The sequence below is a fragment of the Nocardia rhizosphaerae genome, assembly GCF_042650365.1.
Classification (GTDB): Bacteria; Actinomycetota; Actinomycetes; order Mycobacteriales; family Mycobacteriaceae; genus Nocardia; species Nocardia rhizosphaerae.
This window is the reverse complement of record NZ_JBHSBA010000003.1, coordinates 746,312-759,680: the sequence shown is the minus strand read 5'-3', so window position 1 is coordinate 759,680 and position 13,369 is coordinate 746,312. Positions and strand designations below refer to the sequence as shown.

Annotated in this window: 16 protein-coding genes; 8 read left to right on the top strand and 8 right to left on the bottom strand. The window is 65.0% G+C overall.

Annotated elements, in window-relative coordinates; translation table 11 throughout:
* Positions 1 to 32: 32 nt before the first annotated feature.
* Positions 33 to 926 carry a LysR family transcriptional regulator gene (locus ACFOW8_RS05100; RefSeq protein WP_378546142.1) on the bottom strand — a complete coding sequence of 298 codons (894 nt, stop codon included), beginning with the start codon at positions 924 to 926 and terminating at the stop codon, positions 33 to 35.
* A gap of 125 nt (positions 927 to 1,051) precedes the next feature.
* Between ACFOW8_RS05100 and ACFOW8_RS05095 the strand changes: the two genes are divergently transcribed.
* Together ACFOW8_RS05095 and putP are read left to right on the top strand one after the other, a co-directional pair.
* Entirely contained in the window at positions 1,052 to 4,630 is a 3,579-nt protein-coding gene (locus tag ACFOW8_RS05095; RefSeq protein WP_378546139.1) for a proline dehydrogenase family protein, read from the top strand.
* Positions 4,631 to 4,638: 8 nt separating this feature from the next.
* On the top strand, positions 4,639 to 6,150 hold the full coding sequence (gene putP, locus ACFOW8_RS05090) for a sodium/proline symporter PutP (RefSeq protein WP_378546136.1): 1,512 nt from the start codon (positions 4,639 to 4,641) through the stop codon (positions 6,148 to 6,150).
* A 70-nt stretch (positions 6,151 to 6,220) separates the two neighbouring features.
* Here putP and ACFOW8_RS05085 read toward each other — a convergent pair whose 3' ends face one another.
* Positions 6,221 to 6,631, bottom strand: a complete 411-nt coding sequence (locus tag ACFOW8_RS05085) for a DUF6463 family protein (RefSeq protein ID WP_378546133.1) — start codon at positions 6,629 to 6,631, stop codon at positions 6,221 to 6,223.
* Positions 6,632 to 7,278: 647 nt separating this feature from the next.
* Here ACFOW8_RS05085 and ACFOW8_RS05080 point away from each other — a divergent pair.
* On the top strand, positions 7,279 to 7,557 hold the full coding sequence (locus ACFOW8_RS05080; protein ID WP_378546130.1) for a hypothetical protein: 279 nt from the start codon (positions 7,279 to 7,281) through the stop codon (positions 7,555 to 7,557).
* A gap of 69 nt (positions 7,558 to 7,626) precedes the next feature.
* On the opposite strand, the gene ACFOW8_RS05075 is transcribed toward ACFOW8_RS05080, so the two are convergent.
* Positions 7,627 to 7,935, bottom strand: coding sequence for a hypothetical protein (locus ACFOW8_RS05075; RefSeq protein ID WP_378546127.1), 309 nt, complete (start codon positions 7,933 to 7,935; stop codon positions 7,627 to 7,629).
* 371 nt (positions 7,936 to 8,306) lie between these two features.
* Positions 8,307 to 8,507, bottom strand: coding sequence for a hypothetical protein (locus ACFOW8_RS05070; protein WP_378546124.1), 201 nt, complete (start codon positions 8,505 to 8,507; stop codon positions 8,307 to 8,309).
* Positions 8,508 to 8,692: 185 nt separating this feature from the next.
* Between ACFOW8_RS05070 and ACFOW8_RS05065 the strand changes: the two genes are divergently transcribed.
* The 5 genes from ACFOW8_RS05065 (at position 8,693) to ACFOW8_RS05045 (ending at position 11,379) form a co-directional block, all read left to right on the top strand.
* Positions 8,693 to 9,064 (top strand): hypothetical protein, encoded by a 372-nt coding sequence (locus ACFOW8_RS05065; protein WP_378546121.1) that lies wholly within the window; start codon positions 8,693 to 8,695, stop codon positions 9,062 to 9,064.
* Positions 9,045 to 9,563: a DUF6879 family protein gene (locus ACFOW8_RS05060; RefSeq protein ID WP_378546118.1), complete on the top strand. Its 519-nt coding sequence runs from the start codon at positions 9,045 to 9,047 to the stop codon at positions 9,561 to 9,563. Before ACFOW8_RS05065 ends, ACFOW8_RS05060 begins: the two co-directional genes overlap by 20 nt.
* The gene (locus tag ACFOW8_RS05055; RefSeq protein ID WP_378546115.1) at positions 9,560 to 10,396 is read left to right on the top strand and encodes a helix-turn-helix domain-containing protein; all 837 of its coding nucleotides are present in this window, start codon (positions 9,560 to 9,562) and stop codon (positions 10,394 to 10,396) included. Before ACFOW8_RS05060 ends, ACFOW8_RS05055 begins: the two co-directional genes overlap by 4 nt.
* Before the next feature lie 86 nt (positions 10,397 to 10,482).
* Entirely contained in the window at positions 10,483 to 10,986 is a 504-nt protein-coding gene (locus tag ACFOW8_RS05050; RefSeq protein WP_378546112.1) for a hypothetical protein, read from the top strand.
* Positions 10,987 to 11,130: 144 nt separating this feature from the next.
* The gene (locus ACFOW8_RS05045; RefSeq protein ID WP_378546109.1) at positions 11,131 to 11,379 is read left to right on the top strand and encodes a hypothetical protein; all 249 of its coding nucleotides are present in this window, start codon (positions 11,131 to 11,133) and stop codon (positions 11,377 to 11,379) included.
* 86 nt (positions 11,380 to 11,465) lie between these two features.
* On the opposite strand, the gene ACFOW8_RS05040 is transcribed toward ACFOW8_RS05045, so the two are convergent.
* From ACFOW8_RS05040 to ACFOW8_RS05025, 4 genes are all read right to left on the bottom strand, one after another.
* On the bottom strand, positions 11,466 to 11,969 hold the full coding sequence (locus tag ACFOW8_RS05040) for a hypothetical protein (protein WP_378546106.1): 504 nt from the start codon (positions 11,967 to 11,969) through the stop codon (positions 11,466 to 11,468).
* A 57-nt stretch (positions 11,970 to 12,026) separates the two neighbouring features.
* A complete protein-coding gene (locus ACFOW8_RS05035) occupies positions 12,027 to 12,641 on the bottom strand; it encodes a hypothetical protein (protein ID WP_378546103.1) in 615 nt (204 codons plus the stop codon).
* 162 nt (positions 12,642 to 12,803) lie between these two features.
* Complete coding sequence (locus ACFOW8_RS05030) at positions 12,804 to 12,935, bottom strand: hypothetical protein (RefSeq protein ID WP_378546100.1); 132 nt, start codon at positions 12,933 to 12,935, stop codon at positions 12,804 to 12,806.
* Positions 12,936 to 13,003: 68 nt separating this feature from the next.
* On the bottom strand, positions 13,004 to 13,312 hold the full coding sequence (locus ACFOW8_RS05025) for a hypothetical protein (protein WP_378546097.1): 309 nt from the start codon (positions 13,310 to 13,312) through the stop codon (positions 13,004 to 13,006).
* Positions 13,313 to 13,369 lie beyond the last annotated feature (57 nt).

Sequence of the window (13,369 nt, the reverse complement as noted above, 5' to 3'; positions counted from 1 at the left end):
GAGCTCCAGTTCCACCGTTGAGCGCCAGGAAGCTAGCCCGGCGGGCGGATGTCGGCCAGCGCCGCGGCGAAAGCGGAGCGGACGGCGACGATGGCGGGTCTGGCGACCGTCGCGCGGCGTACCGAGGTGAACAGTTCCCGGTAGGCGGGCCCTGGTAGATCGATCAGCCGGATGCCCGCGGTGTTGCCCGACCACACCAGGTCCGGCAGCAGACCAACGGCGTGGCCCGCGCGGATCAGGTGGATGTGAATCTCCAGATCGGCCGAGTCGAAGCGGATATCGGGCTCGAATCCCGCGGCCCTGCACTGCTGGATCGCCCAGTGCCGTGACGCCGTTCCCGCGGGCTCGAGCACCCAGCCGCGGTCGCTCGTCGCGGCGAGCTCGGTGAGGCCGCTGTGTTCGGCGACCGCGAGGCGGATCGTGTCGGTGCCGAGCACGACCCGGTCGAGCTGGTCACGGTGCGCGCGCGGATAGCCGGGGTACTGCTCGGCGAACGCCAAATCGAAACTGCGCGCTTCCAGTTCGGACAGGCCGGTCTCCGGCGGGACGACGGCGGCCTCGATCCGCAGGTTCGGATTCGTGGCCTGGAGGCGGGTCAGCGCCCGTGGCAGCAGCGCCCGGCCCGCCGTCTCCAGCGTGGCGATGCGGACGGTCTCCGCGATCGGCTTGCCGGCGGACAGCTCACTGCGGACCGCCTCCTCCAGCTCGATGACCTGCGCCGCGTACCGCGCGATCCGCTTGCCCTGCGGGGTCAGGCGCAGGCGACGACCGTCGGGTTCCAGCAGCGGTACGCCGATCTCGTCGGAGAGCTTCGCGAGCTGCTGGGAAACGCTCGACGGACTGAAGTTGAGCGTCTGGGCCACGGCGGTGATGGTGCCGCGCAGGTCGAGCTCGTGCAGCAGGCGGAGTCGATGAATGTCCCACATATCAACCTTTCGGATCTACCGAATCATATCGTTCGGTATTTGTTGATTTTCATTAACTATGTGAGGTGGAACACTATCGGGACAGCCGACCGGAAAACGACGTGTGAGCAGGAAGGACCGCGGCCATGAACGCATCGGGAAACGCTGCGACCGATATCGATGACGCACTGATCGGCGATGCCGTCGCCCGCGTGCGCCAGTGGCTCGACGCCAGCCGGGACGAGCCGGTCGACCCGGCGGCGAAACGGCTCGCGGGGGTACTGCGTGACCCGAACGGACTGGCGTTCACCGTCGGGTTCATCGACGGGGTGATCCGCCCCGAAGACGCCCGCATCGCCGCCAGGCACCTGTGGACCCTGGTCCCGATCATTCCCAAGTTCCTGCCGTTGCCGCTGCGCGCGGCGATCTGGCTCGGCGCGGTGGCGGGGCTCGTCGCGCCGCGGATCGTCGTCCCGATCGCGCGCGCCTGCCTGCGCCAGATGGTGCGGCACCTGATCGTCGACGCCTCCGACCGCAGGGTCGGCCGCGCGCTGCGGCGGATCCGCCGGGCGCAGCCGAACGCCCGGCTGAACCTCAACCTGCTCGGCGAGGCCATTCTCGGTCGGGAAGAGGCCGCGCGCCGCGTCGAGGGCACCCGGCGTCTGCTGGCCCGCGACGACGTCGACTACGTCTCGATCAAGGTCTCCTCCACTGTCGCCCCGCACAGTCCGTGGGCCTTCGAGCAGGCCGTCGCCGACGCGGTCGACGCGCTCGCCCCGCTCTACCGGCAGGCCAAAACGGCGCCGGACGGACCGAAGTTCATCAACCTCGACATGGAGGAGTACAAGGACCTCGACCTGACCATCGCGGTCTTCACGACCCTGCTGGAACGCCCCGAGTTCACCGATCTGGAGGCAGGCATCGTGCTGCAGGCCTACCTGCCCGACGCCTTCGCGGTGATGGTCCGGCTGCAGGAGTGGGCGAGCGCGCGGGTGGAGCGGGGTGGTGCGCCGATCAAGGTCCGCGTGGTGAAGGGCGCCAACCTGCCGATGGAGCGGGTCGACGCCGAGGTCCACGGCTGGCCGCTCGCGGTCTGGGGCAGCAAGCAGGAGTCCGACGCCTCCTACAAGGCGGTCCTCGACTACGCCCTTCGCCCCGAGCACACCCGCGCCGTGCGGATCGGCGTCGCGGGCCACAACCTGTTCGACATCGCGCTGGCCTGGCTGCTCGCCCAGCGCCGCGGCTGCACCGAGCACGTCGATATCGAGATGCTGCTCGGCATGGCCACCGCCCAGGCCGCCGCAGTGCGCAAGGACATCGGCTCGCTGCTGCTCTACACCCCGGTGGTGCATCCACGCGAATTCGACGTCGCCATCGCCTACCTGATCCGGCGGCTCGAGGAAGGCGCCTCCCAGGAGAACTTCATGTCGGCCGTCTTCGAATTGGACAGCGACCATGAGCTTTTCGAACGCGAACGGCAGCGCTTCCTCGCCGCGGTGCGCTCGATCCCGGCCGAGGCGCCCGCTCCGAACCGCGTGCAGAACCGCATCGAACCACCCGCCGTCGCGCCGACCACGACCTTCGTCAACACCCCCGACACCGACCTGTCCACCCCGGCGAACCGGCAGTGGGGCAGCGAGATCCGATCCAGGATGCGCGAGAGCACCCTCGGCGCGCACACCGTCGCGGCCGCCGAGATCACCACCTCCGAGCAGCTCGACGACATCATGGCCACCGCGCTCGACGCCGGCGGGCGCTGGCGCGAGCTCGGACCGGATCAGCGGGCCGAGATCCTGCACCGCGCGGGCGAGGTACTGCAGCAGCGGCGGGCCGACCTGCTCGAGGTGATGGGCTCCGAATGCGGCAAGGTCGCCGAACAGGGCGATCCCGAGGTGAGCGAGGCCATCGACTTCGCGCACTATTACGCCGAAGCGGGCCGCGAGCTCCACGCGGTCGACGGCGCGCGATTCACCCCCGTCCGGCTCACCGTGGTGACGCCGCCGTGGAACTTCCCCGTCGCCATCCCGGCCGGTTCCACCCTGGCGGCCCTCGCCGCGGGCTCCCCCGTGGTGATCAAGCCCGCCGACCCGTCGCGCCGCAGCGCCGCGGTGATGGTGGAGGCGCTGTGGGAAGCCGGTGTCCCCCGCGAGGTACTGCAGTTCGTGCAGCTCGACGAGAACAAGCTCGGCGCCGATCTCATCGCCCACCCCGCGGTGGAGCGAGTCGTGCTCACCGGCGCGTTCGAGACCGCGCAGCTGTTCCGTTCCATGCGACCCGATCTGCCGCTGCTCGCCGAGACCAGCGGCAAGAACGCGATCATCGTGACCCCGAGCGCCGATCTCGACCTCGCGGTCCGCGATGTCGTGAACTCGGCGTTCGGGCACGCGGGCCAGAAGTGTTCGGCGGCCTCGCTGGTGATCCTGGTCGGCTCGGTCGCCGAGTCGCCACGGTTCCGCCGACAGCTCGTCGACGCGGTGACCTCGCTGCACGTGGGGGCGCCATGGGAACCCGGCGCCCAGGTCGGGCCGCTGATCGGTCCGGCGGAGGGCAAACTGCGTTCGGCCCTGACCACCCTCGGCCCCGGCGAACGCTGGATCGTGACACCGCGTCCCCTCGACGACACCGGCGCGCTGTGGCGGCCTGGCGTGCGGGCGGGCGTCCGTCCCGGTTCGGAGTATCACCTGACCGAATACTTCGGCCCGGTGCTCGGCATCATGACCGCGAAGTCGCTCGACGATGCCGTCGAGCTGGTCAACCAGATCGACTACGGCCTCACCTCCGGGCTGCACTCGCTCGACGAGACCGAGATCCAGACCTGGCTGCGCACGGTGCAGGCGGGCAATCTCTACGTCAATCGCGGGATCACCGGCGCCATCGTGCAGCGGCAGCCGTTCGGCGGCTGGAAGAAGTCGTCGGTCGGCAACGGCGCCAAGGCGGGCGGCCCGAACTATCTGCTCGGCTTCGGCAGCTGGAGCGATGTGCCCGTCGAACCCGCCACCCCGACCGACGCCGTCGGCGCGCGCGTCCTGCGCGCGGCCCGCGACGCGGAGCTGCCCGCCGCCGACCTGGACTGGATCGCCGGCGCCGTCGGCACCGACATCACCGCCTGGCGCGCGGAATTCGGCGCCGCCCGCGACGCCACCGGGCTGAGCTGCGAACACAACGTGCTGCGCTATCACCCGGTGCCGGTGACCATTCGGTACGAGGGGACTCGCGTGGCCGAGCTGCTACGCGTCGCCGCGCTCGGTGCGCGAGCCGGAGCTCCGATGCTCGTCAGTACGGCCGATCCGCTGCCTACCGCGGTCGGTGACTACCTGGCCGAACTCGACGTGACGGTCACGCGGGAGGCGGTGGCGAGCTGGCGCAACCGGGTCGCGGAACTGGCCGTCGACGGCGGCCGGGTCCGGCTGATCGGGGCTGCCGCCAGCGAGGTCGTCGAGGCGACGAACGGCGCGCCCACCCTGGCGGTGTACGCCGGACCCGTCGTGTCGGCCGCCCGCGTCGAAGCGCTCACCTTCCTCCGCGAACAAGCGGTTTCGGTGACCGCCCACCGATTCGGAACACCGCACAGGTACGAAATTCCACCTGCCCCGCGACCCACCGAAATCGCGCGCAACAAGCCCGCGCGCACCGCCGACTCGAGTTACGGTATAAAACACCGAATCACCGATATCTTGCGAGCTCGTCCGAGTTTCGCGACATCGGCCGATCACCATCGAACATAGAGGTCACGATGTCCGACCGAAGCTTACAGATCAGCGCGCTTGCCATTTATTTCGTGGTGATGATCGCCATCGGCTACTACGCCTACCGCAAGACGACCGACCACGAGGGATACATGCTGGCAGGCCGCCAGTTGCCCTCCTGGGCAGCGGCTTTGAGTGCCGGAGCTTCAGATATGTCGGGCTGGCTGATCATGGGCCTGCCCGGCGCGATCTACGCGGCGGGCCTCATCGAAGCCTGGATCGCCATCGGCCTGACGGTCGGCGCCTACCTGAATTGGAAATTCGTTGCACCACGACTGCGCGCCTATACCGAAGTCGCGAACAATTCGATCACAATTCCGAGTTTCTTCGAAAACCGGCTGCACGACAATTCCCGTATGCTACGGGTCGCCTCCGGCGTTATCGTGCTGGTCTTCTTCACGTTCTACGTGTCGGCGATGATGGTCGCCGGTGGCGAATTCTTCAAGCAGGCGTTCGGCACCTCCTACCTCACCGGACTGCTGATCGTCGGCGCGGTGACGTTGTCCTACACCCTGATCGGCGGCTTCCTCGGCGCCTCGCTGACCGACGTCGTGCAGGGCGTGATGATGATGCTCGCGCTGCTCACCGTTCCCGTCGTCGCGATCTTCGCCGTTGGCGGGCTCGACGACACCGCCGCGGCGATCCGCGAGGTCGACCCGAACCGGCTGTCCTGGCTGGCGGGTGGTTCGCTCACCGCCGCGACGATCGTCGGCATCATCTCGGCCGCCGCCTGGGGCCTCGGCTACTTCGGGCAGCCACACATCATCGTGCGTTTCATGGCGATGCGCGGCGCCGCCTCGGCGAAATCGGCACGCCGGGTCGGCATGACCTGGATGGTGCTGTCGCTGATCGGCGCCGTGAGCTGCGGCCTTGTCGGCATCGCGTACTTCCAGAGCACCGACAACACCCTCGACAATCCGGAGAACGTCGTCCTTGCCATGTCACAACTGCTGCTGCCGCCGCTGATCGTCGGCTTCGTGTTCGCGGCGGTGCTCGCGGCCATCATGAGCACCGTGTCGAGCCAATTGCTGGTCAGCTCATCGGCTTTCGTCGAGGACCTGTACAAGATCCTGGGCCGCCCGACCGCCGACCGCACCCTCCTGCTGCTCGGGCGCGGATGCGTGCTGGCCGTCGCGCTCATCGCGGGCCTGCTCGCGATCAACCCGAGCGGAACGATCCTGGACCTGGTCGCCTTCGCCTGGGCCGGATTCGGCGCGTCCTTCGGCCCTGCCGTGCTGCTGTGCCTGTTCTGGCGCAAGATCACCAACTGGGGTGCGCTCGCGGGCATGGTCACCGGCGCGGTGGTGGTCGTGCTGTGGTCGGAGATCGGCCCGCAGATCTACGGGGTCACCATGTACGAGATCGTGCCGGGCTTCCTCGCGAATGTGCTTGTCGCGGTGGTCGTCAGCCTGCTGACCTACCAGCCGAACGAGGAGATCGAGCGGCAGTTCGACGCGGCCGTCGAACTGTCCAAGGCCACCTTGGTCCGCACCTCCTGACAGGAGACGGCACCGGAGGGCCGCTGACACGCGATGTGCCAGCGGCCCTCTCACGTCGGCGGCACACCTGTCAGGACACCGCCACCTCGGCCTCGCTTGCAGCACTGCGTATCCCGCGCAACAGCAACAGGGCGGCGACCACCAGCAGTGGCGCCGGGGTCGGCTCGACGATGATCGCGCATACAGCTCCCCAGGCGAGCACCGTCCACGCCAAGAAGGCGGGCGGGACGATGCCGTTGCTATTCATCCACAGCACGAGCGCCCCGACAATCGCCAGCGGCAGGCCGAAACCTCCTGGCACACCCCAGAATCCATTGACCTCAGGAGTGTCTTCCAACCAGCGACCCCACAGCTGGAAGGTCAGCCACTCGTCGAAATAGTCGACGCTGAAGACCAGGCCGAGAAGCAGATGCCCGGCACCGACGACGGCGAGAATGCCCCCTGCCCACGCGATCATCCGACTACCCGCAGGTACCACCATGTCCGACCCCTCCAAATCTATACGCGTGCGTACAAGAGCAACCGTATCGCCATTTATGCGGCGCCGTATAGACGAAGGGGACATGACTCGGGACACAGCGCCGACCACGCTCAGCTCACCGGGTCCCGGCGGTTGCCAGGCATCAACGGCCGGAGCACCGCCGCCACCGCGATGGCGAGCGATCGCCAGCACCGAACGCAACGACAGAACCTCGGTCAGCCCGGCCCGGATCCTGGCAAACAGGGCCGACCAGGGCTGCGGTTTTCAGAAACCACAGCGGCCCTCCCCGGGATTCACCAGAAAGGGCCGTCGACCTTGGAGCCGCCTAGGGGAATCGAACCCCTGACCTTTTCATTACGAGAAATCCAAGTAGCGCTCGTTCGTGTCAACGCGGTACGCGATGCTGTATCGCTCCTGCGCAGGTGAGCGCACCTTTTCGCACCCTGGCGTCAACGTTCGCACCGTGACGTCGACACGCATCGCAGACGACACAGTGCACGCACACGACACACATCCACACCGGCCGTCATAGTCGCGAGGCCAGGGCGCTGAAGTGCGGTGATAGGCAACTCTTATGGACTCGGCGCTCGTTCGTCTTAACGTTCTGCTGCGCGTCACCCAGGACGCCCCCGACGAAGGAGATCACGATGACCGCCCCCGCGAAGAAGACCACCACCGAGAAGCTCACCACCAAGCAGGTCGCCGAAGCGCTGGGCACCGACCCGAAGACACTGCGCGTGTTCCTGCGTGCATCGACCGACTACGAAGCCGTGGGCGCCGGGTCGCGCTACTCGTTCATCACGAAGGACGTCGGCCCGATGAAGACGCGATTCTCCAAGTGGGCCAAGGATCGCGAGGCCGCGAAGGTCGCCAAAGCCGAAGCCGCGAAGCAGGCGACCGAGGAACCCACACCCGACGCCGAGTAACGATCGTTTGACCTCTCAGCCCTGGCCATGTGCCGGGGCTTTGTGGTGGATGCCCTACCGCGCGCAACGTCACCCCCTAGGGGGGAACTCAGATTCAGGTAGGGGATCGGTGAAGTCGACCCAACGGTCATACTCACGGAGGACTTCGCCCAGATAGATCAGCTTCAAACGACCATCCTCGACCTCTGCGCGGATACTGGTGCCCGCTTCCAAGTAGCGACTACCGGCCACCAGTTCAGTACCCCCGTCGGGGAGGACAACCCGGATCACGCCCGTCCCCGCGAACTTCGCGGCCTCCAGGAAGTAGCGCTTATCCGCCTCATCCACTTGGGTGGCAAGCGGCCCGTTGGTGACGAAATACCGAACCGGATTCGACATACGGAGCTCCTAACGGGGCTGATACCTGGGCATTGCGGTACAACGGTGCAGCCTATAGGGCTAGCCCCTACCAGCGCATCCGCCCTCGGCGCGTCCGTGCAGCGCTGGCGAACGTCGACCATACGATCACTCGAGCGCGTACGTCACAGTCGCTCTGGAGACGAATCAGGGACGGATACGGTAGGTCATCGCGTCATGCGTCGCGCATCGGTGACGACCGGGAGCTCCATCGTCGCCTCAGAGGCCATTTCGAAGTAGGCGAAGCTGTGCCGTCCCGGTTGGCGGGGTGTGGAGCGATGGCGGCCCAGCATAAAGCCGAGCGCGAACGCCGCGACTACGGCGACACTGAAGGCGGCTACGACCATGATGACTCAGAGGTCAGAGCTACGGCCTTGCGGCACTATGGGTTTGCGGTTGCGATCATGGCTCTCCGCCGCAGTCAGCCATGCGTCGATGTCAGCCAACGAGCCGATGACCAGCACCCGGAACGGGCTTGCCAGCACGTATCCGTCAGCCGAGCGACCAATGCGCATCGACCGGCGTTCAGCCCGTCTGGTCAGTTCGTCCTTCATGGTCAGGACTCCTCATGTCGCGCAGATTGGCTCTGAGCCGGGTGAACGACCAAACGTCAAGCTCACCCGGCCCATTGCAGATGAACCTAAGAACCTGACTGCGAAAATCTGAACGATATTTCTCTAGATTTCTCGCTGGTACGATTTCTGTTGACTGGTTTCTCCGGGTATCTGACGATTAACGCATGGAAGAAATCACACGAAACGCCACAACAGAAGATCAACCCTTGCGCCTAACGTTCCTCGGTAAGAACACCCAGAACGGTGGAAGCCCAACGCTCTTCGCCACGAACCGAGGTACGTACGTCGTTCAGAGCTGGAAGGTCAAGGGGCACGATGACCGCGTGGAGATCCCGCATCGGCTACTTGCCCACACCCGCCCAGGAACCAGCGTCGGCACACCGTTGGAGGACACCGGACGTGGCACGTTCATCCTGACGGGTACTCCGGTGACGGACGTTGAGGCGTTGGCACAGATGAACACCCCGGACCACGAGACCAGCATCGAGGTTCCCGTAGGACAGGAGATTTGGATTCATGCAGCTACTCCAAGGTGAGGAAATCAACGACCTTCTCCGATCCTGCGAGCACAGCGCCTACCACCTCGAAGTGCTCGACACGTACGAGACGCCGGAGGAAGCCGAGCCGTTCGGCAAGTTTTTGGCCGGCGAGCCCGACGACTACGCATGGGGCACGGACTGGTGGAATCTGATTCGTGAGGTCACGAGCACGGGCCGAGAGGTTCGACGTGCCCGCGTCGTCACCGAGCCGCACACTGACTACACCCGGTGGGGCCTCGTTGTCTCAGAACAGAACATCGCTGTAGGCGAGGAAATCCGGTACCTGCCCCGACACCTGATCGACCCATCCGACCTGACTACGGATGACTTTTGGCTCCTCGATAACCGAGCGCTCGCGTTCACCGTCTTCGAGCCGTCAGGGCGCTACGTCGGATGGGGCATAAGCCACGACCCGGTGATAGTCGAACACGCACGGGCGGTGTGGAGTCGGGTGTGGGACAAGGCAGTCCCCCACGCTGAATACGTCAAGGCGTGACGACTACCGCGAAAGAGGCCCGCGAGGCGTTCGGTGAGCGCCTGCGCAACCTCCGCAAGGATGCAGGGCTGACCGGTAGGCAACTCTCCGAGCTTGCCGGTTGGCCCCCTTCCAAGGTCTCGAAGATCGAGTACGGCAGGCAGGTGCCGACAGACGATGACGTGCGCGTCTGGTGCATCCACACCCGCACCGCGGATCAAGTGCCCGACCTCATCGCCAACCTGCGCAACGTCGAAACCGCCTACCTCGAATGGCGACGGATGCGCTTGCCGCACAGGCAGAAACAGTCGATCGCCTCCGAGGCCAAAACGAGCCTCATGCGCTGGTATGAGCCCGTCCTTGTGCCAGGCTTGTTGCAGACGCCGCCCTACGCTGAGGCTCTGTTGCGGACCGTGCTCGACTTCTGCGACGAACCGGAGACCGAGATCGACGCGAGCCTTTCCGCGCGCCTCGAACGTCAGCAAGTCCTGTACCGAGGCAATCACCGCTTCTACTTCATGCTGGCGGAACAAGTTCTCCACACCCGCGTTGGCACCGCAGACACGATGCTCGAACAGATGGACCGATTGCTCACGGCGATGTCTCTACCTCGCGTCGTGCTGGGGATCGTCCCGTCGGCGCACACCTACACTGCGCCCACCAACAACTTCATCATGTTCGACACCCGCATGGTGCAGGTCGAGACCATCTCCGCTGAGCTGACGATCACCCAGCCCAGCGAAATCGCGTTGTACGACAAGGCATTCCACCGGCTCAAGGATCAAGCCATCCACGGACAGGATGCGCGCGCCATGATCGCAGCGGCTATGGCTGACCTGCGTTCTGATGACTGATCAGATGAGCGGTCCCACACCGCACGTCGGAGCCTGTGTGCGCAGATCGTGCGTAGGTGTCGGTAGCTGTCGATACGCTGTGCTCCATGACTTCTGATCAGACCGACGCAGCCGAGCCAACTCCCGACCGCCCAGAGATGCCGGACTTCACCACGACTGTGGATTGGCACGCAGCGCCCGATACCTGCCTTCAGCTGATGGCGGACTACGCCCGCGACAAGGGGGCGCTTTCCGGGATGGTGACCCTGTACATGCCCTGGGGTATCGCAACAGGGTTGGTCATCTCAGGTAAGGAATTCTTCGAGAACGCGGCGCAACGTGCGCGGGACTTTGCAGCCACCTCCGGGGACGAGATGCAGGCCAAGGTCGCGGAACTGTACGCATCGGCCATGTTCGACCCGTTTGCCGCAGCCGACGTCAACAAGTCGATGGATGACGAGCTTCACCAAGGACACCGCACCACCACCAAAATCCACCTCAAGAATGCACGGTGCTTGATGGCCGGGACGCAGCAAACGATTACGCATGACTACCTGCGGATACAGCTTGGCCAGGTAACTGCGTGGGCACCGGGCTCTCTGGATATCTGACCGTCAGGCGTCGTACTTTTCGAGTAGCCAAGTAGCCCGTCCGCACAACCGCTCGACCGACATTTGCGCAACGCTCATCCCAGATGCACGTAGCAGATCCTCAAGGCGATTCTCACGCATCCGCGCACGTTGCGCGATGAATCCATGCACGCGACGATCACGAGACGCCAGAACGTCTACTGGGAGCCCGCCCACGAGCGGATCGCGTACGCGCACAGCGGCAGCGTCCTCGCGCGCCTTACGGATGTCATGTCGGACAAGGCGATTCGTGCTGTACCCGAGTGCTTCGCGTATCTCGTCCACACCCGCCCCGCGTTCGCGCATCGCAAGGGCTTTCGCACGGCGCTTCCTGACCTCGGCACGCTCGACCATCTGTTCCTCCTCATCTGGTAGCAACGAGAAAGCCCCCTGACAGGTGAATGGGGAAACAAGCCCTGTCAGGGGGCTGGGCGGAATGTCGGCTGCTCGACATCCCAGGTCTATTCGTCGTCCTCGTCGTCCAGGTCTTCGTCGCCGTCCTCATATTCCGGCTCGTCCTCGTCGGCGTCGGACAACTCAGTGGGTCGCTCGGCCTGTCCGCCAACCTCGATAAGCCACAGATCGACAGCGTTGCCGTCATCATCAGCCGTGGGCTTGGCGTCGAGAGCCTGGAATCGCGCCTGGCGGTTCAGCAGCGCTGTCAGGGAATCCATCGCCTTCGCCCGATCGCGTGCGTCTACGTCGGGGTTCAGAATCAGCTTCATAGCCACTCGCTGCGCGCGGTCGAGACGACCCATCGCCAGGGCCAACAGCTGTTGCTTCTCCTCGAAGTCCTGAGCCCAATACGCCTTGAGCCCGTCGCGCACTTCCTCACGGGTGTACTTGAGCGAGTTGTATCCACACGCCACCCTGATTTCGGCGTAACTCGCGCCCTCGATCTTCATCCGTACGGCCTTGGCCCGGCGTGCCTTCGCACCCGCGACGTTGCCTCGTCCGGTTCCCATCGTCTTTCCCCTTTCGTGTTGGGTGTGCCCCGTGGGCGGCGTCACGGGAGCACGGTCTTACTCGCTTTCCAGCGCTTCGTTCAGCATCCGGTCGCGCATCTCGATACCGACCTGCTTCAGGTTGGTCCCCGACGGAAGCGAACGAAGCTCTTCCCGGCGCTCGGGGGTGTGAAGCACGTGGGAGACGGCCTTGCCGCGCCCTGGCACAAATCCGCGCTTGCCTTCCTCCACCGCGAGTTTGATGTAGTCCCCGCTCACGAACTGAGTCCTCCACCGCTCCGCATCTTCACGAACGGGCGCGTGGTGGGGAATCGGCGCTCCTGTCCGAGGATGGTTGTTCAGGCCCAGCCGAGCGGCCTTCGCCTTGATGTCGGACTGCTTCTTGTGGTGTTCCTCCACAAGCGTGTGGAGATCCGCAACCGCAACGACCAGAGCGGCATACGCCTCGCGCAGGGGATCGACGTCCGTGGTCATGAATTCCTCGTACTCCTTTAGGAATTCAGCCACCTTGGCCCGGTGTTCAGCGGCGGCCTTCTCCTTGACCTCGCGTTCTGCGGCCTGCGCCTGGAGTACGGCCAGTTCGTCAGCCCCGCGAGCATTCGCGAGGTCGGCAGGCTTCACCTTGGTATCTCCCGCAATGACGCGGGCCTTCAACTCTTCGAGAACGGACATTTGATTTCCCCTTTCGGTGGCAGCGGCTCTACCCGCTGAGTTGATGTGTTCAGTCGTTCAGGGACTCACCGAATCGCTTGCGCACCTTGCCATTGCGGCGACAGCGCTATCCGCGAGCATCGGTCGATCCTTACCCACACCCGCTATCGCGATGCGTGAGCCTTACGCCGCACTGGCGGGATACTTCTTCTTGCCGCTCAGCACGTCGACCAAGCGGCCTTCCTTCTGAGCCTTGACGATTTCCTCGGGCGTCATCTTCGCGAGATCAGCCCGTGTCAATTGCTTCTTTTCCATTTCCTTTTCCCCTTCCCCAGCGGTCCTACCCGCTGACGTTTACCACTGACGATGGATCGCCCTCGGTGTCAGCGAAAGGCGACCTCACGATTTCGAGCCTTGGCAACCGGACTCAACGGGCACATCTCGTCGTGCCACAGCATGTAGACCATTTCGTTCGGCGGCTTCGAAAGGTCCAGGCTCAGCGCCGGATTGGAGCAGTCCGGACAGAAGTCGTCAGCGTGACCGAGGAACAGGCAATCCATCCCCTCGACCCGATAGGCCACATCCGTCGACTTCGGCAATCTCAGGTCCAGATCGAATACTCGATGGGCGCGAACCTTCATTTGACTTTCCTTCCGGGTTTCCTCCGAATGACGCGCGGCGGCACGCGCCATTGACAGGATGATTACATAAAGATAATCGAATCCAAACCCCTGAGTTTTCCTAACTCG

What these genes read in the sequence shown, in the direction of transcription:
- ACFOW8_RS05100 (WP_378546142.1), bottom strand. Translation starts at nt 926, where the DNA reads ATGTGGGACATTCATCGACTCCGCCTGCTGCACGAGCTCGACCTGCGC.
- ACFOW8_RS05095 (WP_378546139.1), top strand. Translation starts at nt 1,052, where the DNA reads ATGAACGCATCGGGAAACGCTGCGACCGATATCGATGACGCACTGATC.
- putP (WP_378546136.1), top strand. Translation starts at nt 4,639, where the DNA reads ATGTCCGACCGAAGCTTACAGATCAGCGCGCTTGCCATTTATTTCGTG.
- ACFOW8_RS05085 (WP_378546133.1), bottom strand. Translation starts at nt 6,631, where the DNA reads ATGGTGGTACCTGCGGGTAGTCGGATGATCGCGTGGGCAGGGGGCATT.
- ACFOW8_RS05080 (WP_378546130.1), top strand. Translation starts at nt 7,279, where the DNA reads ATGACCGCCCCCGCGAAGAAGACCACCACCGAGAAGCTCACCACCAAG.
- ACFOW8_RS05075 (WP_378546127.1), bottom strand. Translation starts at nt 7,935, where the DNA reads ATGTCGAATCCGGTTCGGTATTTCGTCACCAACGGGCCGCTTGCCACC.
- ACFOW8_RS05070 (WP_378546124.1), bottom strand. Translation starts at nt 8,507, where the DNA reads ATGAAGGACGAACTGACCAGACGGGCTGAACGCCGGTCGATGCGCATT.
- ACFOW8_RS05065 (WP_378546121.1), top strand. Translation starts at nt 8,693, where the DNA reads ATGGAAGAAATCACACGAAACGCCACAACAGAAGATCAACCCTTGCGC.
- ACFOW8_RS05060 (WP_378546118.1), top strand. Translation starts at nt 9,045, where the DNA reads ATGCAGCTACTCCAAGGTGAGGAAATCAACGACCTTCTCCGATCCTGC.
- ACFOW8_RS05050 (WP_378546112.1), top strand. Translation starts at nt 10,483, where the DNA reads ATGACTTCTGATCAGACCGACGCAGCCGAGCCAACTCCCGACCGCCCA.
- ACFOW8_RS05045 (WP_378546109.1), top strand. Translation starts at nt 11,131, where the DNA reads ATGCACGCGACGATCACGAGACGCCAGAACGTCTACTGGGAGCCCGCC.
- ACFOW8_RS05040 (WP_378546106.1), bottom strand. Translation starts at nt 11,969, where the DNA reads ATGGGAACCGGACGAGGCAACGTCGCGGGTGCGAAGGCACGCCGGGCC.
- ACFOW8_RS05035 (WP_378546103.1), bottom strand. Translation starts at nt 12,641, where the DNA reads ATGTCCGTTCTCGAAGAGTTGAAGGCCCGCGTCATTGCGGGAGATACC.
- ACFOW8_RS05030 (WP_378546100.1), bottom strand. Translation starts at nt 12,935, where the DNA reads ATGGAAAAGAAGCAATTGACACGGGCTGATCTCGCGAAGATGACGCCC.
- ACFOW8_RS05025 (WP_378546097.1), bottom strand. Translation starts at nt 13,312, where the DNA reads ATGGCGCGTGCCGCCGCGCGTCATTCGGAGGAAACCCGGAAGGAAAGT.